General features: G+C 71.2%; 19 protein-coding genes and 1 pseudogene. 12 read left to right on the top strand and 8 right to left on the bottom strand.

What is annotated here, in order from left to right; genetic code table 11:
- Positions 1-6: 6 nt before the first annotated feature.
- Positions 7-2037 carry a PQQ-dependent sugar dehydrogenase gene (locus tag ACIPSA_RS13185; protein ID WP_402632935.1) on the top strand — a complete coding sequence of 677 codons (2031 nt, stop codon included), beginning with the start codon at positions 7-9 and terminating at the stop codon, positions 2035-2037.
- Between the two features lie 7 nt (positions 2038-2044).
- Here ACIPSA_RS13185 and ACIPSA_RS13190 read toward each other — a convergent pair whose 3' ends face one another.
- Complete coding sequence (locus ACIPSA_RS13190; RefSeq protein ID WP_402632937.1) at positions 2045-3871, bottom strand: AMP-dependent synthetase/ligase; 1827 nt, start codon at positions 3869-3871, stop codon at positions 2045-2047.
- 539 nt (positions 3872-4410) lie between these two features.
- Positions 4411-4920 carry a GNAT family N-acetyltransferase gene (locus ACIPSA_RS13195; protein WP_402632940.1) on the bottom strand — a complete coding sequence of 170 codons (510 nt, stop codon included), beginning with the start codon at positions 4918-4920 and terminating at the stop codon, positions 4411-4413.
- Between the two features lie 196 nt (positions 4921-5116).
- On the opposite strand from ACIPSA_RS13195, the gene ACIPSA_RS13200 reads away from it, so the two are divergent.
- From ACIPSA_RS13200 to ACIPSA_RS13230, 7 genes are read left to right on the top strand one after another with little or no spacing between them, the layout of a single operon-like run.
- Positions 5117-5911, top strand: coding sequence for an SCO2525 family SAM-dependent methyltransferase (locus ACIPSA_RS13200; protein WP_402632943.1), 795 nt, complete (start codon positions 5117-5119; stop codon positions 5909-5911).
- Between the two features lie 54 nt (positions 5912-5965).
- Positions 5966-7807: an SCO2524 family protein gene (locus ACIPSA_RS13205; protein WP_402632946.1), complete on the top strand. Its 1842-nt coding sequence runs from the start codon at positions 5966-5968 to the stop codon at positions 7805-7807.
- Positions 7808-7810: 3 nt separating this feature from the next.
- Complete coding sequence (locus ACIPSA_RS13210; RefSeq protein ID WP_402632949.1) at positions 7811-8728, top strand: SCO2523 family variant P-loop protein; 918 nt, start codon at positions 7811-7813, stop codon at positions 8726-8728.
- Positions 8725-9687 (top strand): SCO2522 family protein, encoded by a 963-nt coding sequence (locus ACIPSA_RS13215; protein ID WP_402632952.1) that lies wholly within the window; start codon positions 8725-8727, stop codon positions 9685-9687. Before ACIPSA_RS13210 ends, ACIPSA_RS13215 begins: the two co-directional genes overlap by 4 nt.
- Positions 9688-10665: an SCO2521 family protein gene (locus tag ACIPSA_RS13220; RefSeq protein ID WP_402632955.1), complete on the top strand. Its 978-nt coding sequence runs from the start codon at positions 9688-9690 to the stop codon at positions 10663-10665. It begins immediately after the preceding gene.
- Positions 10666-10683: 18 nt separating this feature from the next.
- On the top strand, positions 10684-11619 hold the full coding sequence (locus tag ACIPSA_RS13225) for a hypothetical protein (RefSeq protein WP_402632958.1): 936 nt from the start codon (positions 10684-10686) through the stop codon (positions 11617-11619).
- 27 nt (positions 11620-11646) lie between these two features.
- Positions 11647-12543, top strand: coding sequence for a DUF6879 family protein (locus ACIPSA_RS13230; protein ID WP_402632961.1), 897 nt, complete (start codon positions 11647-11649; stop codon positions 12541-12543).
- On the opposite strand, the gene ACIPSA_RS13235 is transcribed toward ACIPSA_RS13230, so the two are convergent.
- The gene (locus ACIPSA_RS13235; protein ID WP_402632963.1) at positions 12506-13399 is read right to left on the bottom strand and encodes a LysR substrate-binding domain-containing protein; all 894 of its coding nucleotides are present in this window, start codon (positions 13397-13399) and stop codon (positions 12506-12508) included. The genes ACIPSA_RS13230 and ACIPSA_RS13235 overlap by 38 nt on opposite strands.
- Positions 13400-13614: 215 nt before the next feature.
- Between ACIPSA_RS13235 and ACIPSA_RS13240 the strand changes: the two genes are divergently transcribed.
- Positions 13615-14634 carry a bile acid:sodium symporter family protein gene (locus tag ACIPSA_RS13240; protein WP_402633769.1) on the top strand — a complete coding sequence of 340 codons (1020 nt, stop codon included), beginning with the start codon at positions 13615-13617 and terminating at the stop codon, positions 14632-14634.
- A 197-nt stretch (positions 14635-14831) separates the two neighbouring features.
- Here the strand turns inward: ACIPSA_RS13240 and ACIPSA_RS13245 are convergent, their stop codons facing one another.
- Positions 14832-16703 (bottom strand): exo-alpha-sialidase, encoded by a 1872-nt coding sequence (locus tag ACIPSA_RS13245; RefSeq protein ID WP_402632966.1) that lies wholly within the window; start codon positions 16701-16703, stop codon positions 14832-14834.
- Between the two features lie 127 nt (positions 16704-16830).
- Positions 16831-17748 carry a zinc-binding alcohol dehydrogenase family protein gene (locus ACIPSA_RS13250; RefSeq protein WP_402632968.1) on the bottom strand — a complete coding sequence of 306 codons (918 nt, stop codon included), beginning with the start codon at positions 17746-17748 and terminating at the stop codon, positions 16831-16833.
- A gap of 83 nt (positions 17749-17831) precedes the next feature.
- On the opposite strand from ACIPSA_RS13250, the gene ACIPSA_RS13255 reads away from it, so the two are divergent.
- Positions 17832-18269 carry a MarR family winged helix-turn-helix transcriptional regulator gene (locus ACIPSA_RS13255; RefSeq protein WP_402632970.1) on the top strand — a complete coding sequence of 146 codons (438 nt, stop codon included), beginning with the start codon at positions 17832-17834 and terminating at the stop codon, positions 18267-18269.
- Between the two features lie 19 nt (positions 18270-18288).
- A complete protein-coding gene (locus ACIPSA_RS13260) occupies positions 18289-18816 on the top strand; it encodes an isochorismatase family protein (RefSeq protein WP_402632973.1) in 528 nt (175 codons plus the stop codon).
- Positions 18817-18820: 4 nt separating this feature from the next.
- Here ACIPSA_RS13260 and ACIPSA_RS13265 read toward each other — a convergent pair whose 3' ends face one another.
- Entirely contained in the window at positions 18821-19543 is a 723-nt protein-coding gene (locus tag ACIPSA_RS13265; protein ID WP_402632976.1) for an SDR family oxidoreductase, read from the bottom strand.
- Between the two features lie 156 nt (positions 19544-19699).
- Here ACIPSA_RS13265 and ACIPSA_RS13270 point away from each other — a divergent pair, with 156 nt between their 5' ends.
- Positions 19700-20515 (top strand): LysR family transcriptional regulator, encoded by an 816-nt coding sequence (locus ACIPSA_RS13270; protein WP_402632978.1) that lies wholly within the window; start codon positions 19700-19702, stop codon positions 20513-20515.
- Positions 20516-20584: 69 nt separating this feature from the next.
- Here the strand turns inward: ACIPSA_RS13270 and fdhD are convergent, their stop codons facing one another.
- On the bottom strand, positions 20585-21433 hold the full coding sequence (fdhD, locus tag ACIPSA_RS13275; protein WP_402632980.1) for a formate dehydrogenase accessory sulfurtransferase FdhD: 849 nt from the start codon (positions 21431-21433) through the stop codon (positions 20585-20587).
- A 7-nt stretch (positions 21434-21440) separates the two neighbouring features.
- A pseudogene (locus ACIPSA_RS13280) lies at positions 21441-21559 on the bottom strand (Fe-S-binding domain-containing protein); the annotation flags it as partial.
- Between the last annotated feature and the right edge of the window lie 8 nt (positions 21560-21567).

The following is a 21567-nucleotide window of genomic DNA, read 5'->3' on the forward strand; positions in this document are numbered from 1 at the left end:
ACATCCATGAATCTCACAAGAGTTCTGCCCTACGGCCTTGCCGCGGTCCTCGCGCTGCCCCTGGCCGGTCTGAGCCAGGGCACCGCCCTCGCGGCCACCGACCACCAGGCCGAGGACGCGACGATCTCGCAGGGCACGGTGGCCACCAACCACACCGGCTACACGGGCACCGGCTTCGTCGACTACACCAACGTCAAGGGTTCCTATGTGGAGTTCACGGTGAGCGCGGCCGCCGCGGGCACCTCGTCGCTCACCCTGCGTTTCGCCAACGGAACGTCCACCGACCGGCCCATGGACATCTCCGTGGGCGGCACGGTCGTCGCGTCCGGCGTCTCCTTCCCGGCCACCGCCGACTGGAACACCTGGGCGACGAAGACCGTCGACGTCCCGCTCGGCGCGGGCACCAACAAGATCCGCGCGACCGCCACCACCGCCAACGGCGGCCCCAACCTCGACCGCATCAGCATCGCCGCCGCGGCCGACACCCAGGCCCCCGCCCGGCCCGGCCGGCCCAGCTGCTCGGGCATCGGCGAGACCGGCCTCACCCTCGCCTGGGGCGCGTCCACCGACAACGTGGGCGTCACGGCGTACGACATCTACGAACACGGCAACAAGATCGGCGAGGCGGTGGGCAGCGCCACCAGCGAGGAACTGACCGGGCTCGCCCCGAACACCACCTACAACCTCACCGTCATCGCCCGCGACGCGGCCGGCAACACCTCCCCGGCCAGCCCGGTCGTCGACTGCACGACGAAGCCCAGCTCCGACACGACCCCACCGACGAAGCCCGGCACACTGTCCACGGTCGACATCACATCGAATACGGTCGACCTCGGCTGGGGCGCGTCGACCGACGACCGCGGGGTCACCGCATACGACATCCGCAGCGGGTCGACGGTCTACAAGACGGTCGCCACCGGCACGACGACCACCCTCACCGGCCTCGCCTGCAACAGCCCGTACTCCCTGGACGTCGTCGCCCGCGACGCGGCCGGCAACGTCTCCGAGCCCAGCAACACGGTCACCTTCACCACCAAGTCATGCGCGACCGACGGCGGCGTCCCGTCCTCGATCGCCACCCTTTCCTCCGGCTGGACCATCCCCTGGGGCACCTACTGGATGCCCGACGGCCAGTCCGCCCTGGTCACCGAGCGCGACGGCTTCCGCGTCTGGAAGCTGACCAAGGGCGGCACGAAGACCCAGGTCGGTACCGTCCCCGACGCCGTCACCACCAACGGCGAGGGCGGGCTGCTCGGCGTGGCCGTCGATCCCAGGTGGGAGACGAACCACTACGTGTACTTCATGCACACGGCGTCCGAAGGCAACCGGGTCGTCCGCATGACGTACGACGGCAGCTCGCTGAGCACCTACACGATCCTGCTCCAGGGCATCAAGAAGAACCGCTACCACAACGGCGGACGCCTCGCTTTCGGCCCCGACGGCTATCTGTACGTCTCCACCGGCGAGGCCCAGACGCCCGACCTGGCACAGGACAAGAACTCCCTCAACGGCAAGATCCTGCGCATGACCACGGACGGCAAGCCCGCCCCCGGCAACCCCTTCGGCAACTACGTCTACAGCTACGGCCACCGCAATCCGCAGGGCCTCGCCTTCGACCGCAACGGGCGGCTGTGGGAGGCGGAGTTCGGCAACAGCTCCAAGGACGAGCTCAACCTGATCAAACCGGGCGCCGACTACGGCTGGCCGACCTGCGAGGGCAGCTGCAGTGTCTCCGGCATGACCAATCCCAAGGCCACCTGGAACGTCTCGGAGGCCTCGCCGAGCGGCATCGCCATCGTCCGCAACGTCGTCTACATGGCGTCCCTGCGCGGCGAACGACTGTGGCGCATCCCGATCAACGGCGACAACGAGAGCGTCGGCACGCCGACCGCGTACTACGTCGGCACGTACGGCCGGCTGCGCACGGTCACCAAGGTGCCCGGCGCCGACCAGCTGTGGCTGTCGACCACCAACTGCGACAACAACGGTGGCGCGGCGGACGGATCCGACAAGATCTTCCGCGTGAACATCACCTGACAGCGCGTCAGGTCCGGTAGAGGGCCTCCACCTCGTTGGCGTAGGCGTTCTCGATCGCCTTGCGCTTCAGCTTCAACGACGGGGTGAGCAGGCCGTGTTCCTCGGTGAACGGCTGGGCCAGGATACGGAAGGTGCGGATCGACTCGGCCTGAGAGACGAGGGTGTTGGCGGCCACCACCGCGCGCCGCACCTCCGCCTCCAGGTCGGCGTCGCGCACCAGCTGCGCCGAAGTCATCTGTGGCTTGCCGCGCATCTGCAGCCAGTGCTCGACGGCCTCCTGGTCCAGGGTGACCAGGGCCGCGATGTAGGGGCGGTCGTTGCCGACGACGACGCACTGGTGGACCAGCGGATGGTCGCGGACGCGCTCCTCCAGCACGCCCGGCGACACGCTCTTGCCGCCGGAGGTCACCAGGATCTCCTTCTTGCGGCCGGTGATGGTGAGGTAGCCGTCCTCGTCCAGGGAGCCCAGGTCGCCGGTGGCCAGCCAGCCGTCGTGCAGGGTCCCGTCGGTGGCCTTCTGGTTGTTGAGGTAGCCCTGGAAGACATGGCCGCCGTGCAGCCAGATCTCCCCGTCGTCCGCGATGTGCACGGTCGTGCCCGGGACGGCCTGGCCGACCGTGCCGTAGCGGGTGCGCCCGGGAGGGTTGGCGGTGGCGGCCGCGGTCGACTCGGTGAGGCCGTAGCCCTCGTAGATCTGTACGCCCGCGCCCGCGAAGAACAGGCCCAGCCGGCGGTCCATCGCCGAACCGCCGGACATCGCATTCCGTATACGGCCGCCCATCGCCGCGCGTACCTTCGAGTAGACCAGCTTGTCGAAGAGCTGGTGCTGCATGCGCAGACCCGCCGAAGGACCGGGCCCGGTGCCCCAGGCCTTCGCCTCCACCGCGTCCGCGTACTTCACCGCGACCTCGACGGCCTTCTCGAACGGCCCGTCCTTGCCGTCCTTCTCCGCCTTCCGGCGGGCCGCGTTGTACACCTTCTCGAAGATGTACGGCACGGCCAGGATGAACGTCGGCCGGAAGGCGGCCAGGTCGGGCAGGAGCGCCGCGGCGTTCAGCTGCGGCTGGTGTCCGAAGCGGACGCCGCCGCGGACCGCGGCCACCTCGACCATCCGCCCGAAGACGTGCGCCAGCGGCAGGAACAGCAGCGTCGCCGCCTCGTCGCCCTTCTTGGAGTGGAACACCGGCTCCCAGCGCCGGATGACGGTGTCCGCCTCGAACATGAAGTTCCCGTGCGACAGGACGCACCCCTTGGGGCGGCCGGTGGTGCCCGAGGTGTAGATGATCGTGGCGATCGAGTCGGGCGTGACCGCCTGCCGGTGCCGGTGCACCATGTCGTCGTCGAGGTGGGCGCCGGCGTCGTACAGCTCCTGCACGGCGCCCGAGTCCAGCTGCCACAGCCGTCGCAGCTGGGGGAGCCGGTCGATGACGGTGGCGATTGTCATCGCGTGGTCCTCGTGCTCCACGACCGCGGCCGTGCACTCGGAGTCGTACAGCATCCAGAAGCACTGCTCGGCCGACGACGTGGGGTAGACCGGCACCACATGGGCGCCGATCGTCCACAGGGCGAAGTCGAAGAGGGTCCACTCGTAGCGGGTGCGGGACATGATGGCGACCCGGTCGCCGAACCGGATGCCGTCGGCCAGCAGCCCCTTGGCCAGGGCGAGCACCTCGTCCCGGAACTCGGCCGAGGTCACGTCCCGCCACTGCCCGAGCTCGTCCTTGCGGCCCAGCGCGACGTGCAGCGGGTCCTTCAGGGCACGCTCGAAGACGACGTCGGCCAGGCCGCCAACCGGCGGCGCCGACGTCGACGGAGGGTTGGTGAACTCGCGCAAACCTCGCTCCCCGCTCCTCGCTCCTCAGTGACGCTCAGCACAGGACGCTCAGCACAGGCCGTGAAAGCTACCCCACGCGGAGACGGGACGGGAGGGGGTGCGAAACAGAGCAATGCTCACGTATGGTCCGGCCGACGCCTGGAAAATACCCTCACATGGGGAAGGGTCGGACAGAATCCTTACGCTTCAGTAAGTTTCGGTGCCGTAATCTCCACCGAATCTGTACGACCCGATTACGGCCCCCCGGCCGTCCCCCCGGCCGTCATCCACGCTGTGCTGTCGTTTCCCTGTCCAGCGCCGCTCCGCCGGATTACGTCACACCACCGGCACTGCCCCGTTCCGCCCTGACCAGGGCCGGGCCCCGCCCGCCACGCCCGCCCGCTCCGCGCCCTGGACGCGGACGCGGACGCCGCGCCGGCGACCGTCGCCTGCGCCACGGCCGGCTGGAGGGGGTCCGGCACGTGGAGACGACGCCGTTCCCGCTCAGGGTCGAGCAGCTGACGTACCGGTGGCCCCGCCGAGGTGCCGGCGGGCGACGCTCACACCGGACGCACCATGATCAGACGGTGCTGGCCGGGACCGAAGTAGTCCTTCCTGTCCTCGACCTGGACGAAGCCGAACGAACTGTACAGCGCGAGCGCCGTGGCGTTCTCGGGGTCCACGGTCAGTGCCGCCTCCACCACACCCTCGGTGCGCATCAGATCCAGCGCCGCCTCCATCAGCTTGCGCCCCAGGCCGAGGCCCCGCATCCGCGCGTCGACCCCGAGCCCGAGGATCCAGCTCCGCTTCCGGTCGGGCCGGGTGCCCGCGAGCACGTACCCGAGCAGGTCCGCGCCGTCGTCGAGCACGAGCAGATCGTCCCCGCACACGTCCATCAGCTGGCGCAACGCGAAGAACGGGTAGGCGAATTCGGTGAAGATCTGCTCGTCGAGGCGGGCGAGCCGGGGCAGGTCCTGCTCGGTCGCCACGCGCATCCGCACCTGCCGGCCGACCCGGTCGGGCCGTTCCAAGGGACGTGCGGAGAGGGGATCGCCGGTCGGTGCAGTCATTCCGTTCCTCGAAGCGTGAGTTGAGGGGCCAAGGGGTATCGGGTGTATCGAACCCCTGTGCCGGGATGTCGAATTGTGGGTGCTGCGGCTCGAGAGCGTGCCGAGGCACACTATCCGCCACGGGACTTCTCCCTATAGTGGCCCCGAACGGGGCATTCCCTCATACCATGGGACGATCGATACGAGGGGGCAGAGAGTGCGTGAGCCGCTTGTTCAGGTACTCAATGACGACGCTCCGTGGGATTCATTCGATGCACGTGCGTACGTGGATGTCAACTACCGCTCTCTGACCGGCGAGGACTCCCGGATCCTCGCGATCGTCCGCGATCATTTCGCCGCACATTTCGGCGGCGACGGACATGTTCCGCTCCGCGGTATCGACGTCGGCACGGGCGCGAATCTCTACCCCGCGCTCTCCCTCCTGCCCTGGTGCCACGAGATCACCCTCTGCGACCGGTCCGCGGCGAACGTGGAGTGGCTCAAGCGGCAGGAGTGGGCGCTGCCTTCGGACCGGGGGCAGTGGCTGTGGGGTCAGTTCTGGGACATCCTCGCCCAGCGGCCCGCCTACGGCGCGATCACCGAACCGCGCTCCCTGCTCGGCTCGGTGGCCCGGGTCGAGCACGGCAACCTGTTCGACCTGCCCCCGGCCGGCTGGGAGATCGGCACCATGTTCTTCGTGGCCGAGTCGATGTCCACCTCGCACACGGAGTTCGAGCGGGCCGTCGCGTGCTTCCTGGGCTCGCTGGAGCCGGGCGCGCCGTTCGCCGCGGCGTTCGTCCAGGGGTCGGCCGGCTACGCGGTGGGCGCGGAGTCCTATCCCGCCTGCAACGTGGCGGCGGAGCACGTGCACGCCTGCCTCGCCCGGTACGCGGATTCCTTCGAGATCACCGTCGTCGATCCCTCCGTCCCCCCGTTTCGTTCCGGATACAGCGGAATGATCGTCGCCTGCGGACTGAGGAATTCCGAATCCGCCGACCGCTTCGGCGGCTAGCCCGGAAGGCACCACCGGCACTCGAAAGGCCGGAGAAGGAAATCAGGGGGGCAGGTGCAGATCAATCCGCGGGAGCAGCTGCTGGCCATCTGGTCGAGCATCGCACGGCATTCCGTCACCGACGGAAAATGGAACTGGGGTCCGCACGGCGGGCGCAGCAGCGTGGAGGACGCCGAACGCCTCCTGTGCCTCATGTATCCCGCCACCGAGATTCCCGCATTCCAGCTCAGCGACCCCGATCTGATGCAGAAGGACGTGGCGGACGTCCTGAAGGCACTCGGCGGCAGGCTCAGACTCCCCGAGGTTTTCTGCGGCATGCTCCGGGAGTTCACCGCGACGCACACCGCCGACGACGGATCCCCCGGCTTCTGCGGCGGCAGCTACTTCACCTCCCGCGATCCCGGACAGGAGCCGACCGCCCGGCAGCGCGCGCTCGGGGTCGTGGACTCCTTCTCCATGTCCATCACTCTCTGCCTCGCCACGCTCGGCTTCCTCAAGGACCTGGCCGGCCGCGGCCCCTGGGACCCCGTCGGCGTCACGGCGGCCGAACTGAAGGAGGCCGCACAGGCCCGGCTCACCGCCGCCATGGTGGGGCTGCTGCGCTCCTTCACCGTCAACGTCTTCGACGCGGAGTCCGAGCGCGGCCGGCAGCTGTGCGCCCTGCTCGGCCAGGACAAGGTCGCCGACCGCGTCGTCCTGGAGGAGTTCCAGCGGCGGTTCGGCTCGCTGCGCGCCACCATCAGGGATCACTTCGACCTCGGCACCGACGTCCTCGGCAGCCTCGACCAGCGCAATCAGCTCTTCGAATGCGGCTGGACCTGGGGCGTCGTGCGGGACGCCGCACCCGTGCCGGCCGAGGAGCACACGGGCCCCCAGCCCGAGGGCTGCGCCGCGGCGGTGCCGTCCCCCTACTTCACGGTCGTCGCGCTCGACGGGATCGTGGACCTGTTCTCCGACCGCACCCTCAAACTCGGGCTGCTCACCCCCGACCAGCAGCGGCTCGCCGAGGCGCTGCGGCTGCGCCGGCAGGTCGCCCAGCAGTACTGGTCGGGCATCGCCCGCTTCCTCCCGTCCGACTGGCCGCTGGCGGACATCCCCTGGCGCATGGCCGACGACGGGCCGGTCGCCGAGTACCACACCCTCTCCGTCACCTCGATCCTGGTGCACGGCCTCGCCCGGGAACGCACCGCCGACGACGACCTGCCCCGCGTCGTCGACGTCCTGCAACGGCTCGCCGAACGCGGGCGCGTCACCAGCCGTATGACCCGGGACGCACGGACGGCCCTGCGCCTGCACACCCCCGGCATCGCCCTGCCCCTGGAGGGCAGCGAACTGCTCGGCCCGCCCCTGAGCTGGACGGTGAACGACTTCTCCGCCCAACTCCTCAAGCGAACCGTCCAGTTGTGCGTCCTGGGCCGGACCCTGCCTGCCCAGGGGCAGCTGCTGCGGCTGGCGGAGCAGACGATGGAACACCTGTGGCGCAGAAGACGGCGGGACGGCACCGGTGCCGGCCTGTGGGACGACGTCCGCGGCGTCCACCCCGGGGCACCACAGCCGGCCGAGCCCTCCTGGGGCCTGACCGAACGCGTCGTCGAGGCCATGGTGGCCGCGAGCCTGCTCCTCGCCCAGCAGCCCATCCGCAGCGTCGACCTCGTCGTCGTGGCCCGGGACCTGATCAGCGAGGCCGGCCATCTGCTCGGCGTCGAGCGGCAGGGCCCGTCGGTGCGGGCCGACGGCGCGCAGGGACTCGAACTGGCCGCGATCGAGTCCAGACTCCGCCGCGCCGGCCGTATCGCCGAGGAGAAACCCGGCACGGCAGCCGCCCTCGCCCTGCACGCCCTCGCCGACCTGGACGCGCTGGCCCGGGCCAGACAGAGCGCACTGGGAGGCGGGTGAGCCGTGATCCTCTTCGCCGCGTCCGACAAGGGCGGCACCGGCCGCTCGGTCACCACCGCCAACCTCGCCTACCGCCGGGCCCTGCACGGCGACGACGTCTGCTACGTGGACTTCGACTTCGGCTCACCCACCACCGCGGCCGTCTTCGACATCCCCGGCGCCGGCCTCGGCATCGACGGGCTCGGCCTGCACTCCTACCTGCGCGGCCACATCGCCGAACCCGCACGCATCGACGTCTGGGCCGAGACGGAGCACTCGGCGCTCAGGCTGCGCCCGGCCGGCTCCGGCCGGCTGCTGCTGTTGCCCGGCGACCAGGGCGGCGGCGAGTTCGCCGTCGACGCGGACGCGCTGCGCCGCTGCGCCGACCTCCTGCTGCTGCTGAGCGGCGAGTTCGACCTCGTCATGGTCGACCTCAGCGCCGGGCGCAGCTTCGCGACGGACATGGTCCTCGCCGTGACCGCCCGGCCCGAACTGCGCGGCCTGGAAGCCCGCTGGCTCGTCTACCACCGCTGGACCCGGCAGCACGTCATCGCCGCGGCCGGACTGGTCCACGGCAGCCGGGGCATCGTCGCCGCGGGCGTGGCGCGCGGGCACGACGAGCAACGCCTGCGGGACGCCGTCCGGTTCGTACGGGCCGCCGTACCCGACCCCGAGTCGCCGCCCTGGTCCCATCTCACCCCCACCCAGTCGGCGTGGATGCGCCAGTGCGACCAGTCCCTCATGGCCCTCGCCGCCGAACTCGGCGCGGGCTATGCCCGCGTGCTCGGCTCCATTCCGCTGGAGCCCGTGCTGCAGTGGCGCGAACAGCTGATCACCGACGAGGACGTGCTGGACAGCGGCATCGTCACCCCGCAGACCCGCCAGGCGTTCGAGGACCTGGCCGGCCGGCTCACCGACGCCGAGTCCTGGGGGCGGGCATGACCGGCCCGGCCGCCCGCGTGTTCCGGGAGACGAGCGCCGAGCCGCGCACCCGGTCCGTGCCCCTCGCCCATGTCTCCCTCGAAGTCGGCCACTTGTACGCGGAGGACTTCGAGGCGGGCCCGGAGCGGCTGCGCGGGCACTTCGAACGGGCCCGGCCCTGGATCGAGGCCGTCCGCTCCTCGGTCGCCGCCCTGACCGCGCGGCCGCGGATCAGCACCTGTTTCCTCGTCGACGACTACTTCACCCCCTTCTCCTCGCCCGACCGGGTGCTGCCCGTCCTGCTGGCGGAGGCGGAACGGGCCGGAGTGGGCATCGACTACCTGGCCCGGGAATCCGCGTGCGCGGTCGCCGACGGCACGCCCGTGGCGGAGCAGACGGCCGAACGGCTGGTCGAGTCCCCGGTGCCGGGCAGCGACGGATCCCGTCCGCCCGCCCGGCAGACCGGCTGGCTGGCCAACGGCGAACGCAGCCCCGCCGCACCGGCCGAGGCCATGGCGCCGGTCCCGGCCTGGCGGCCGCCCGCCGAGACCGCCGCCCGACGCCACTCGGTCTTCACCGACGTCGAACTGTGGGACGAGCGGGACGGCCGGCGCACCTGGTCCTGCCCGTTCCTCGCCGCCGTCTGGCAACTGGCCCGGCTCGGCCTGCTGCGCGCCCACGGCGGCCCGGTGCCCCGGGCACGTGACCGGGGCGCGGATCCGTTCCCGGACCAGTGGGCCGCCCTGCCGCCGCTGACCCGGCTCGACCCGGACGCGGCACCGTTCTCGGCGTACCTCACCTGGTCCGTGCTCTCCTCGCGGTTCCTGCCCGTCGAGCATGCCGTGCGTGTCGTCCTCGACCAGCTCGCCGTGGACCCGGGCGCCCTGCGCCAGGTCGCGGAACGCTCCGCGCGCGAGCGGGTACCGGTGCCCGAATCCGTCGCCGAACGCGCCTCCTACGTCTTCTACCCGGAGCCCTGAGTGACGGCCGCGCGGCTGGAGCGGGTGCCGGGGCCGGACACCGTGCTGGCCCTGGGAGAGGTGCGCACCCGCCTGCTGGCGACCTCCGGGACCTTGACCGGCGAGGAGTCGCAGCGGCTGCTGCGGCTGCGTTCGGGCGACCGGGTGCGCCTGTCGACGCGCCCCGGACCGTACGCCGTGTCGGCCGACGTCCTCACCGGGGTGGACTGCCCGCTGCCCGCCGAGTCCGGGGCCAGGGTCCGCGTGGCCGGCACCGTCACCGCGCGCGCCCTGCTCGTCGGCGGCCGGATCCTGCAGGCGTCGGCCCGCGTCGCCGCCGTCGCCGACGGCGTCCGTGAACGCGGCCCCTGGGGGCGGCATCTCGCGGAACCGGGGATCGTACGGCCCTTCGGACGGCTCTCCCCCGAGGACGTCGCCGGGGGCTGGCTGGCCGACGCGGGACGGCCGGGCGAACTCGATCTGGGCGCCGTGGCCGAACGGCTGCTCGCGGAGCTGGCCCGGCAGCCCCTGCTGGACCACCGGCCGCCCTTCACGTCCCGCCCGACCCGACTGCGCTGGGCGGTCCTGCGGGCACCGGCCGGCGCGGACCCGGCCGTCGAGCGGTTCACGCTGGCCGGCGACGGGTTGCGCACGGCGCGGCTGCGGCTGCCGCCGGAGACGCACTGGGCGGCCGCGGCCGGGTTCTGCGAGGACCTCGCCGTGCACGACTGGCTGCTCACCACCCTCGTGACCATGATCGACCGCAGCCGTCTGGGCTCGGCGGACGCGCACCGGGCACTGCTCGCGGTGCGTCCGGCCGTCGACCACCTGCTGCACCTGTGGATGCCGGCCGCGCACCTGGATCCGGTCGTGGCCCCGCTGTGGGGCCCGCTGGAACGGGAGCCCGGCTTCAGCCGGCAGTGGGGGGTGCTGGGGCAGCGGATCAGGGATCAGATGGCGCTGCTGGGGGTCCTGTCGAGGGGGGCCGGTGCCCGATGACCGGAAGCGGGGGATGAGATGGCGGAGTCCGACAGGGCGCAGTCGGTGCTGCTGAAGGTCGGCATCACGGGTGTCCTCGGCATCGGCAGCTATGTGATCACCAATCTCTTCGAGGCCTCCGAGGTCGCAAAGATCACGCTGTCCCTGCTCATCGGGGCGTCCGCCCTGATGGTGCAGTTCATGAGGGACTTCGAGAAGGGGACGAAGGTTCTGGGGACGAGGCTGGAGGAGCACGCGTCGGCCGTCGAGAGACGGGTGACGGACGGGTTCGTGCGCTTCGGGGACATCTTCGAGTTCCTGGGCAGACTCGACGACGACACCCAGCGGTCCGCGGAGGTCGAACGGTTGGTGCGCAACGTCGCCGCCCTGGAACCCGCGCCGGGGGGCATCCTCAAGGAGTTCGTCGACGCCGAGCTGAAGCGAGTGGCGGATCTCATGGGCCAGTTGGGGGGTGCTCACGTCGACTACGAGGGCGAGGACCGCAACTGGCTGCTGACGCTCGTCGACAGGGTCGAGGAGACCATGGTCGCCGCGAGCACCCACGAGGACCTCGACTTCTGGAAGACCGACCTCGGCCGCCGCTACCTCATGGCCCAGCGTGACGCGATCAGCCACAGAGGCGTGAGCATCCGGCGGCTCATCATCGTCGAGTCTCCCGACCACATCGACCATGACCTGCGAAAGCTGCGTGAGCAGCAGGAGTCGATGGACATCGAGGTGAGGATAGTGTCGGTTTCCACGCTGCCTCAGAATCTGAGGATCTACCCGGTGCACAACTTCGTCGTGTTCGACGGGGCGATCAGCTACGAGGTGAGTCCCGACCTGCACGGCGGGCGCGGAACCGACGCGGAGCCGGTGAACCCGATGATCGCGAGCACGAAACTCGTGCTGATGCGGCGGGACGTGGACAAGAGGATCGCCCGCTTCGAAGAGTTGTGGGGCAAGGGGAGCTAGGGGAGCCAGGGGAACCAGGGAGGCGGGATGGGCAGTAGCAGGCTGGTGCTGATGACGAGAGGACTGGTCACCGTGATCGTCGGCGGTGCCGTCTACCTCGTCGCCGGCGTCTCGGATCAGCCCGTGGCATGGCGGATCAACCTCGCCGTCCTCGTGGGAGGAGCCGCTCTGATCATTCAGTTCATGATCGATTTTGCGCAGCGGGTGGACGGCCTGAGCGGTGAACTGAACAGGAATCGGCAGGAGACCGCGGATCTGGTCGGCGAGAGTTTCGCCAGGATCAGCCGGGCCACCGAGCTCTTCGATCAGGTCGAGATGTCCGCACTCCGTGCCGACGGGGTCGTCCGGCTGGTGAACAGCGCGACCAACGTGGACTCCGAAGTGCCGGTGCTCGTCCGCGCGTTCGCGCAGGCGGAAGTGCGGAAGCTGACCTCGCTCCTGGAGAGCATGAGCCGCCACGTCGTCGACCGCGACGCCGAGGACCACGAGTGGATCGTGACGCTCACGCAGTGCGCCCGCATGAGCATCGACGGCATCAGCGCGTCGATGGACCACCACTTCTGGGACAGCGAGACCGGACTGCGCTACCTGTACGCACAGCGGGAGGCCATCCAGACGCGCGCGGTGCGCGTCCGGCGCCTGTTCATGGTTGCCCAGCCCGCCGACGTCGATACGGCGCTAGAACGTCAGTTCGAGGATCAGCGGGCTCTGGGCATCGAGGTGCGCGTACTGGCCCTGTCCGACGTGCCGCCGTCCATGCGGATCGGCGCGACGAACGACTTCGTCGTCTTCGACGGCGAGCTGTCGTACGAGGTGGTGTTCGACCTGGCCGGCGTCAATGCCACCACGACCCTGAACTTCCAGCCCGAGCGGGTCCGCGAGCGGGTCAGGCGCTTCGACGAACTCTGGGCGGCCGCCCTGTAGACACGAGCCGGTTCCCCCCGCCCAGAATCGCCGCCGCCAGCGCGTCCGCCGCCCCCTGCGTGGACGCCCGGCGCTGCCCGTGGACCAGCACGAAGTCGACCTTGCCCAGCTCCGGAAGCCCCGCCCGCTCGGACACCCGGACCAGCCCGGGCGGGATCAGCCCCCGCGAGTGCGCCATCACCCCCAGTCCCGCCCGCGCCGCCGCGATCAGCCCGTTGAGGCTGCCGCTCGTACACACGACGCGCCACGGCCGGCCCTGCCGCTCCAGCGCCTCCAGGGCCAGGGCCCGGGTGATGCCCGGCGGCGGAAACACGATCAGCGGCACCGGACGGTCGGGATCCAGGCGGAGCCGCTGCGCGCCGATCCACACCAGGTCGTCGTGCCAGACGGGCTCACCGCGCGGATCCTCGGGCCGGCGCTTGGCCAGCACCAGGTCCAGCTTCCCGGCGGTCAGCTGCTCGTGCAGCGTGCCCGACAGTTCGACCGTCAGTTCGAGATCGACCTCCGGGTGGTCGTACCGGAAACCCTCCAGGATCTCCGGCAGCCGGGTCAGGACGAAGTCCTCGGACGCGCCGAAACGCAGCCGGCCGCGCACCCGGGTGCCCGTGAAGAACGCCGTCGCCTGCTCGTGCACCTCCAGGATCCGCCGGGCGAAACCGAGCATGGCCTCGCCGTCCTCGGTCAGTTCCACGGAGTGGGTGTCGCGGGAGAACAGCTGACGCCCGGTGGCGTCCTCCAGGCGCCGCACGTGCTGGCTCACCGTGGACTGGCGCAGCCCGAGCCGCCGGGCCGCCTGCGTGAAGCTGAGCGTCTGCGCGACCGCCAGGAATGTCCGCAGGTGCGAGGGGTCGTACACGCTCCCAGGTTATCGCGGAACGTGATGACAGTCAGCGTGGTGTACCGGATTCCCGATCGCCGTCGCAGGGGGGACCATGGAGGGGACCCCGCGGCCCGGACACCCGGACACCCGGGACCCGGGCATCCGGGCATCCGGATACGACACCCCCGACGAACAGCGATCCGACGAACAGCAAGTGGAGCACTGTGAAACGCCTGCGCCGGCCGAGTCGGCTGCCGATCGACCCGTACATCCTGCTGCTGCTCGCGACGGTGGGCCTCGCGGCGCTCTTCCCGGCCCACGGCACGGCCGCCGACGTGGCGTCCGGCGCGTCCACGGCCGCCATCGCCTTCCTGTTCTTCCTCTACGGCGTCCGGCTGTCCACCCGTGAGGCACTGGACGGGCTCAGGCACTGGCGGCTCCACATAACCGTCCTGGCCTGCACCTTCGTCGTCTTCCCGCTGCTCGGCCTGGCCGCCCGCCCACTAGTGCCGCTGCTCCTGACCCACCCGCTCTACCAGGGGCTGCTCTTCCTCACCCTCGTCCCGTCGACGATCCAGTCGTCGATCGCGTTCACCTCGATCGCCCGCGGCAACGTGCCCGCCGCCATCTGCGCCGGCTCCTTCTCCTCCCTGGTCGGCATCGTGCTCACCCCGCTCCTCGCGGCGGCGCTGCTCGGCAACAGCGGCGGCGGCTTCTCCACCGACTCGCTGGTGAAGATCGTGCTGCAGCTGCTGGTGCCGTTCCTCGCCGGACAACTGCTGCGCCCATGGATCGGCGGCTTCACCGCCCGCCACAAGAAGGTCCTCGGGCTGGTCGACCGCGGCTCGATCCTGCTCGTCGTCTACACCGCGTTCAGCGAGGGCATGGTCCAGGGCATCTGGCACCAGGTGAGCCCCGCCCGGCTGGCCGGACTGCTCGCCGTCGAGGCCGCGCTGCTCGCCGTGATGCTCACCCTGACCTGGTACGGCGCCAAGGCGCTGCGCTTCGGCCGCGGGGACCGGATCGCCATCCAGTTCGCCGGGTCGAAGAAGTCCCTGGCCTCCGGACTGCCCATGGCGAGCGTCCTGTTCGGCGCGCACGCCTCCCTGGCCGTCCTGCCACTGATGCTGTTCCACCAGATGCAGCTCATGGTGTGCGCGGTCATCGCCAAGCGCCGGGCACGCGACCCGGAGGTCACGACGCCGCCCGCGCCGGCCGCGCCGGACGCAGGGTCACGAACCGCGGTCGGCACAGGTCCACGTTCCCGTTGACGCCCGCCGAGGCGGCCGTCGTCGCCGGCCGACCGGGTGGGTGCACGCCCGGGACGCCAAGCGGGTCCGGTGAAGTCCGGTGCGGTTCGCCGGCGCCCTGACGGGGCGCGGGGCTGTATCGATATGCGGGTCCGCCGCGTGGGCGCGACCAGCCACGACGGACCCGCGGATGACGCACCGGACTTCCGGCGGAGCGCTCAGCGGCCGCCGCTCACATGGTCCATGGGGAGCCACAGCACGGTGTCCTTGGCCGACCGCAGCGCCTGCGGGTCGGACAGCTCGTCGTCGCTCAGCGCGCGGTCCCAGACGTGGACGTCGTCGACGGCCCCGGTGAAGAAGGCCCGGCTGTCCATGCGCTGGCCGATGTGGACGCCGAACGGGGAGTTGCGGCTCACCGACCCCGCCACATCGGCGACGGAAGACTGTATACCGTCGACGAACAGCGACAGTTGGCCGCCACCCCGGCGCAGCGCCAGATGATGCCACTGCCCGTCGTTGTACGCGCCGGCGGTCCACAGCGACGCCGTGCGTACGGTCGACGCGCCCTCGCGTACGGTCATCAGGGCCCGCACCCGGTTGCTGTCCGGTTCGCCGCGCAGCCACACCTGCGGCTGCGTGGAGCCGATGCCGCCCATCCACAGCAGCGGCTGCTCCCCGGTCGCCGCGGTGTAGCGGAACCACAGGGACGCGGTGAAGTCCTTGCTGCCGAGCGGGAGCCGGTCGCTGTACGGCAGGCGTACGGCGTCGTCGACCCCGTCGAACTCCAGGGCGCCGCCGGACACGCCGTCCGTTTCCGCGGCGCCGCCGAGCACGGCCGCGCGCGGGGCGTGCGGGGCGAGGTCGCGGGTGGTGGGGTCGGGGCCGCGGCGGGGCTGGAGCCAGTCCTCGGTGAAGCGGGCGAAGCGGATCTCGTCGCGTGCGTCGACCGCCCCGCCCTCGTACATCAGGCCCACGGTGTCGTGGTCGACGCGCACCATGTCGGAGTAGCCGGACCAGTCCGTCGTGACGACCGTGCCGCGGTCCACGCTGTCCCAGGTGCGTCCGCCGTCGTAGGAGGAGCGGATCATCATGGTCCGGCGGCGGTCGGGGTCGCCGGGACAGGACAGCAGGATGCGGTTGCCCAGGCGCAGCGTCGAGCCCTGGACCTGGGGAGTGTAGAGGTCCGGGAGGTCACGGAAGGGGGCGGCGAAGCTGTCGCCGCCGTCGCGGCTGACCGTCTGGGTGCGGTGACCGAGGTCGATGCCGTCCTGTTCGCGTCCGCTGACCAGAAGGGAGCCGTCACCGCGCTCGGTGAGGGTCAGTTCGGACGGCTTCTGCCGGAAGGTGCGGTCGTCGGCGATGGGCCAGGTGTCGGTGGCGCCGGTCCGCCAGTGGTCGCCGCCGTCGTCGCTGACGATCAGCGCCGCGTGATTCGCGGTGACCCGGCTGCCGTCCCAGGTCTCGGTGTTGACGCCGAAGACCAGCCGGCCGGCGTCTTTGCCGCGGGTGAGCTGGAGGCCGTGCACGGGGCCGGTCGCGTACCAGGAGTTCCAGTCCGCGGGCAGGATCTCGGGGCTCAGGTCGCGTGGCTGGGACCAGGTCAGGCCGTCGTCGTCGCTGTACTGCAGGTGCGGGGTGCGATCGCAGGGCACGGAGCAGCCGGCGGAGTCCGTACGGCCCGTGTTGTACGTCTCGGCCAGCAGGATGCGGCCGGTCTCGCGGTCCACGATCGGCGCCGGATTGCCGTGGGTGTCGCCCGCCCCCTCGGTGACCACCCGCAGCGGGCCCCAGGTGCGGCCGCCGTCGGTGGAGCGCTTGACCACGATGTCGATGTCGGCCGCGTCGCCGCAGTTGAGGACCCGGCCCTCGGCGAACGCGAGGAGCGTGCCGTCGGCCGTCTTCACGATCGCCGGGATGCGGAAACAGGCGTAGCCGGGGTCCTGGGACGCCTTGAAGAGGATCTGCTGCTCGAACTCGCCGTTACCGGCGGCCGGTTGGGCGTGCGCCGGGTTCGGCAGCACCGACAGCGCGGCCGCCGCGAGGGCGGCGGCCAGGGTGGTTCTCAGTCGTGCGCGGACTCTTGACGGCATGGTGCGACCTGCCCTTCATGCGTCATGACATCTGGACATCCCATGTCCGACGTGCGCTTCACAGACGTTAGTTGGGGCCCGGTCGCCTCACAAGAAGCGTGCAGCCACTTCAGGGTTCTCCGTGCCTTCAGGGGCGGAGAACCACCTTGCCGAGGTTGCTCCGCGACTCGATGACCTCGTGTGCCCGCGCCGCGTCCGCCAGCGCGAACTCCCCGTGCACGGCGGGCTTCAGGGACCCGTCGGCGAACAGCCGCCACAGCTCCCGCCGCCACCGCTCGTACAGCTCCGGCTGCCCGCGGGCGATCAGCGCCATCTGGAACCCGATGACCGACTTGGCGCCCACCAGCAGGTCGTACGCCTGGATCGTCCCGCCGCCCGAGCTGTACGCCACCAGCCGGCCGCCCGGGGCGAGCGCGGCGACGGCCGGGGTGAGCAGTTCACCGCCGACTGCATCCAGTATGAAGTCGACGGGATGCCCCCAACTGTCGTCGTCATACAGGATGACGTCGTCGGCGCCGAGGGAACGGACGAACTCCGCCTTGGCCGGGCCGGAGACGGCGCCTGTCACCCGTTTCGCGCCCCGCAGCCGCGCCAGTTGCACGGCGAGGTGTCCGACGCCGCTCGCCGCGGCCGTGACCAGGGCGGCCTCGCCCGGTGCGGGCCGCGCGGCCTCCAGGGCCCCGAGGGCGACCAGACCGCTGCGGACCAGCGCGACCGCGTCCACGGCCGAGGCGCCGCCGGGAACGGGGGAGGCCATGGCCTCGTGCAGGGGCGCGAAGTCGGCGTAACCGTGCCCGAAGCACAGCCCCGTCACACGGTCGCCGGTCCGGAAGCGTGTCACGCCCTCGCCGGCCGCCACCACTTCCCCGGCGATCTCGCCGCCCAGCGGGACCGGCTCGGCGGCCTCGGTGACCTTGCGGACGACGGGGAGGGTGACGCCGACCGCCTCGCAGCGCACGAGGAGCTCGCCGGGGCCGGGGGCGGGAACGGGAACCTCCTCCAGGAACAGGGGACCGCCCGTGGACTCGTACCGGACGCGACGCATCGCACCTCCAGAAAATCGTTGGGAGTTCCAACGGTATCCCGTATTCATTGGGGAGTCCAATGACTTTTCGCTAGGCTGTCACCATGGCCGAAGCACCCCTCCCCGCGATCCGCTCCCTGCCCAGCTGGATCCTCGGCCGCGCCGCCGCGCGCGGCCGTGCCCTGGTGGCCGACGCCCTCGCCGCCGAGGGCATGAAGATGTGGCACCACGTGGTGCTCTCCGCCGTCCGCGACCTCGCCCCCGTCGCCCAGGCCGACCTCGGCCGCGGTGTGGCACTCGACCCCAAGGACCTGGTCGGCATCCTCAACGACCTGCAGAGCGCGGGACTCGTCGTGCGCGAGCCGGACCCGAAGGACCGTCGCAAGAACGCCGTGTCGCTCACCGAGGAGGGCGGCCGCCTCCTGGAGCGCTGCGAGAAGGCGGCCCGCGAGGCCAACGACACCCTGCTCGCCCCGCTGTCGGCGGCCGAACGCGACCAGTTCACGGGCATGTTGATCCGGATTTCCGGTACGGACGGCTGACGGCGGCTAACGTTCCGTCATGACCGCACTCCTCGCACTCGACCCGGCACGCACCGCACTCGTCCTCGTCGACCTGATGGACCGCATCGTCGCGCTGCCCCTGGAGCCCCGCAAGGGCGCCGAAGTCCTCGTCACCGCCGGGGAACTGGCGGACGCCTTCCGTTCGGCCGGGGCACACGTCGTCCTGATTCGTGTCGAACGGCCCGGCGTCGCCGAACAGCCCCCCGGCAGCTCACTCGCCGCAGGTCTGCGCAAGGACGGCGACGTGGAGATCGTGAAGCGGACCATCGGTGCCTTCCAGGGAACGGACCTCGATGCGCGGCTGCGTGAACGCGGTGTCACCACCCTGGTGTTCGGCGGCATCGCCACCAACCTCGGCGTCGAGTCCACCGCCCGCGCCGCCCACGACCTCGGCTACGAACTCGTCTTCGTCGAGGACGCCATGGCCGCGTTCACGGCGGCGGAACACGCGGCGTCCGTACGGTTGGACTTTCCGCGGCTGGGAACCGTCGTACCCGCCGCGCAGGTGCGCTTCACGAGCGGCTGACGGCTCAGACCAGCATCCCGCCGCCGTCCACGACAACGACCGAGCCGGTGCTGTAGCCGCCGCGCATCAGATACAGGTACGCCTCGGCCACATCCGCCGGCTCGCCCACCCGCCCGACGGGCAGCGATGCGGCCGAGGACTCGAACAGCCCGTTGCGGTCCTCCTCCGGAAGCTCCCGCCACAACTCGGTGCGGACCACGCCGGGGGAGACCACGTTGACCCGCAGCGGAGCCAGCTCCAGGGCCAGCGCCCGGGTGAGCGACTCCATGGCGCCGCACAGACTCGCGGCGACGGTCGTGCCGGGCATCGGCCGGCGCCCCGCGGTACCGGTGGTCAGCACCACGGATCCGCCCTTCCGGATCGCGGGCGCACCCTGCCTCACCGCGGTGTAGGCACCCCAGAACCGGGTGTCCAGGAAGCGCCGGGCCCGCGCCAGGTCCGACTCCGCGATGCTCTCCAGCAGCAGCGACTCACCGGCCGTGTACACCAGGTGGTCGAAGGCCCCGACGCACTCGAAGAAGGCGCGCACCGACTCCTCGTCGGTGACGTCCAGGACGTGCCCCTCGGCGCCCCGCGGCAGCCGCTCCAGCGCGGCGTCCACGCTCTGCCTCCGCCGGGAGGCCACCACCACCTGCGCACCCTCCGCCGCGGCCGCCTCCGCCACCGCGAGTCCGATGCCCGACGTACCGCCGATCACGACGATCCGCTGTTCCCGCAGCAGGCTCATGCCGATTCCCCTTCCACGTCCGCTTTCACATCCGCGCGGACCCGGTCGTCCGACGTGCTTCCAGCCTGCGGCCGCCCTCGCCCCGCCGTCCAAGACCTCTTCCGGCGGCGGCGATACCCTGAAGGCATCGCCACCGGAGCGAGAGAAGGGGCGGCCATGGACCTCGACCTGCGCAAGGTCCGCTACTTCACGGCGGTGGCCGAGCAACTGCACTTCGGCAGGGCCGCCGAGAACCTGCACATCGCCCAGCCCGTGCTGAGCCGCCAGATCCGTGCCCTGGAGAAGGACCTGGACGCCGTCCTCTTCGAACGCGACAGCCACGGGGTCACGTTGACCGCGGCCGGACGGCAACTCCTCGACGACGCGCGCCGGCTGCTGGCGAACGCGGACGCCACCCGGCGCCGGGTGCTCAGGGCCGCGCGCGGCCCGCACCGCCTCGTCGTCGGATTCCGGGCGGGAGTTGTGGTCACCCGCGCCGTGCGCGCCTTCGGTGCCGCGCACCCGGACGTGGAGGTCAAGGCGCGCCGCGTGGAGTGGGACGACCAGGAGCGGCTGATCCTGGACGGGACCGTCGACCTCGCCTACGTCCGCCGGCCGGTCCGTGAGGAGGGGCTGATCCTCGTGCCGCTCTACGGCGAGGCCCGGATGGCGATGCTGCCCGCGGACCACCGCCTCGCGGGCAAGCAGGAACTCGCCCTAGCCGACCTGGAGGGCGAGCAGTGGCTGCGCTACTCCGATCCGCGCCCCGACGACCTGCCGATCCGCACCATCGAGGAGAAGTTCGAGTGCGTGGCGGCCGGCACGGGCATCACGCTCGTGCCGGCCTCGGTCGCCGAGCAGTACTCCCGCTCGGACATCACCTACGTGCCCGTGCGCGACGCCGAGCCGGACGAGGTCCTCCTGGCCTGGGAGAAGGGGCGCCGCTCACCCCTGGTCACCGCGTTCGCCCGGTTCGCGCGCGAACGGGACTGAGGCGGGGCCCAGCGGCGCAGAGGGCGCTCCCCGCCGGTCGGGGCCCCGCCGCCGTGTCGCGGGGGCCGGTCAGGGCTGGGCGGCCGCGGCCCGCAGGGCAAGCCGGTGCTCGCCCGCGTACACGTTCATGGAACTGCCCCGCAGGAAGCCCACCAGCGTCAGGCCGGTCTCGGCGGCCAGGTCCACGGCCAGGGAGGAGGGCGCGGAGACCGCCGCCAGCACCGGGATGCCCGCCATCACGGCCTTCTGCGCCAGCTCGAAGGAGGCCCTGCCCGACACCAGCAGGATCGTGCGGGACAGGGGCAGGTCCCCGTTCTGCAGGGCCCGGCCGACCAGCTTGTCGACCGCGTTGTGCCGGCCCACGTCCTCCCGCACGTCGAGCAGCTCCCCGTCCTCGGAGAACAGCGCCGCCCCGTGCAGCCCCCCGGTCCGGTCGAACACCCGCTGGGCCGCCCGCAGCCGGTCGGGGAGGGCCGCGAGCAGGGCGGGCTCGACGTGTACCGGGGGAGTGTCGTCCATCGGCCAGCGGGCCGTCGTACGGACCGCGTCCAGGCTCGCCTTGCCGCACAGCCCGCACGACGAGGTCGTGTAGACGTTCCGCTCCAGCGTGAAGTCGGGGAGCGTGACGCCCGGCGTGGTCCGCACGTCCACCACGTTGTAGGTGTTCGAGCCGTCGACCGTCGCGCCCGCGCAGTAGACAATATTCTGCAGATCGGATGCGGTCGCCAGTACACCCTCGCTCACCAGGAATCCCGCGGCCAGTGCGAAATCGTCGCCCGGTGTGCGCATGGTGATAGCGAGGGACTTGCCGTTGAGCCTGATCTCCAGGGGCTCCTCGGCGACGAGCGTGTCGGGCCGGGTGGAGACCGCCCCGTCGCGGATGCGGATCACCTTGCGTCGTTCCGTGACTCGTCCCATGTCCTGATCAGCCCCGGTTCTGTACGTGCTGGTAGCCGAAACGGCCCTTGATGCAGAGGTGACCCTCTCGACCTCATTGTCCTGCACATGGAGGGTGAGGTTGCCGCCCGCTCCGCAGTAAGCGCAGGCCGGGC

It is taken from the genome of Streptomyces sp. NPDC086549 (assembly GCF_044746205.1).
Lineage (GTDB): Bacteria > Actinomycetota > Actinomycetes > Streptomycetales > Streptomycetaceae > Streptomyces.

Bases quoted from the DNA above. Each gene is read 5' to 3' on its own strand.
- ACIPSA_RS13185 (WP_402632935.1), top strand. From the start codon at position 7: ATGAATCTCACAAGAGTTCTGCCCTACGGCCTTGCCGCGGTCCTCGCG.
- ACIPSA_RS13195 (WP_402632940.1), bottom strand. From the start codon at position 4,920: ATGACTGCACCGACCGGCGATCCCCTCTCCGCACGTCCCTTGGAACGG.
- ACIPSA_RS13215 (WP_402632952.1), top strand. From the start codon at position 8,725: ATGACCGGCCCGGCCGCCCGCGTGTTCCGGGAGACGAGCGCCGAGCCG.
- ACIPSA_RS13225 (WP_402632958.1), top strand. From the start codon at position 10,684: ATGGCGGAGTCCGACAGGGCGCAGTCGGTGCTGCTGAAGGTCGGCATC.
- ACIPSA_RS13230 (WP_402632961.1), top strand. From the start codon at position 11,647: ATGGGCAGTAGCAGGCTGGTGCTGATGACGAGAGGACTGGTCACCGTG.
- ACIPSA_RS13245 (WP_402632966.1), bottom strand. From the start codon at position 16,703: ATGCCGTCAAGAGTCCGCGCACGACTGAGAACCACCCTGGCCGCCGCC.
- ACIPSA_RS13250 (WP_402632968.1), bottom strand. From the start codon at position 17,748: ATGCGTCGCGTCCGGTACGAGTCCACGGGCGGTCCCCTGTTCCTGGAG.
- ACIPSA_RS13255 (WP_402632970.1), top strand. From the start codon at position 17,832: ATGGCCGAAGCACCCCTCCCCGCGATCCGCTCCCTGCCCAGCTGGATC.
- ACIPSA_RS13260 (WP_402632973.1), top strand. From the start codon at position 18,289: ATGACCGCACTCCTCGCACTCGACCCGGCACGCACCGCACTCGTCCTC.
- ACIPSA_RS13265 (WP_402632976.1), bottom strand. From the start codon at position 19,543: ATGAGCCTGCTGCGGGAACAGCGGATCGTCGTGATCGGCGGTACGTCG.
- ACIPSA_RS13270 (WP_402632978.1), top strand. From the start codon at position 19,700: ATGGACCTCGACCTGCGCAAGGTCCGCTACTTCACGGCGGTGGCCGAG.
- fdhD (WP_402632980.1), bottom strand. From the start codon at position 21,433: ATGGGACGAGTCACGGAACGACGCAAGGTGATCCGCATCCGCGACGGG.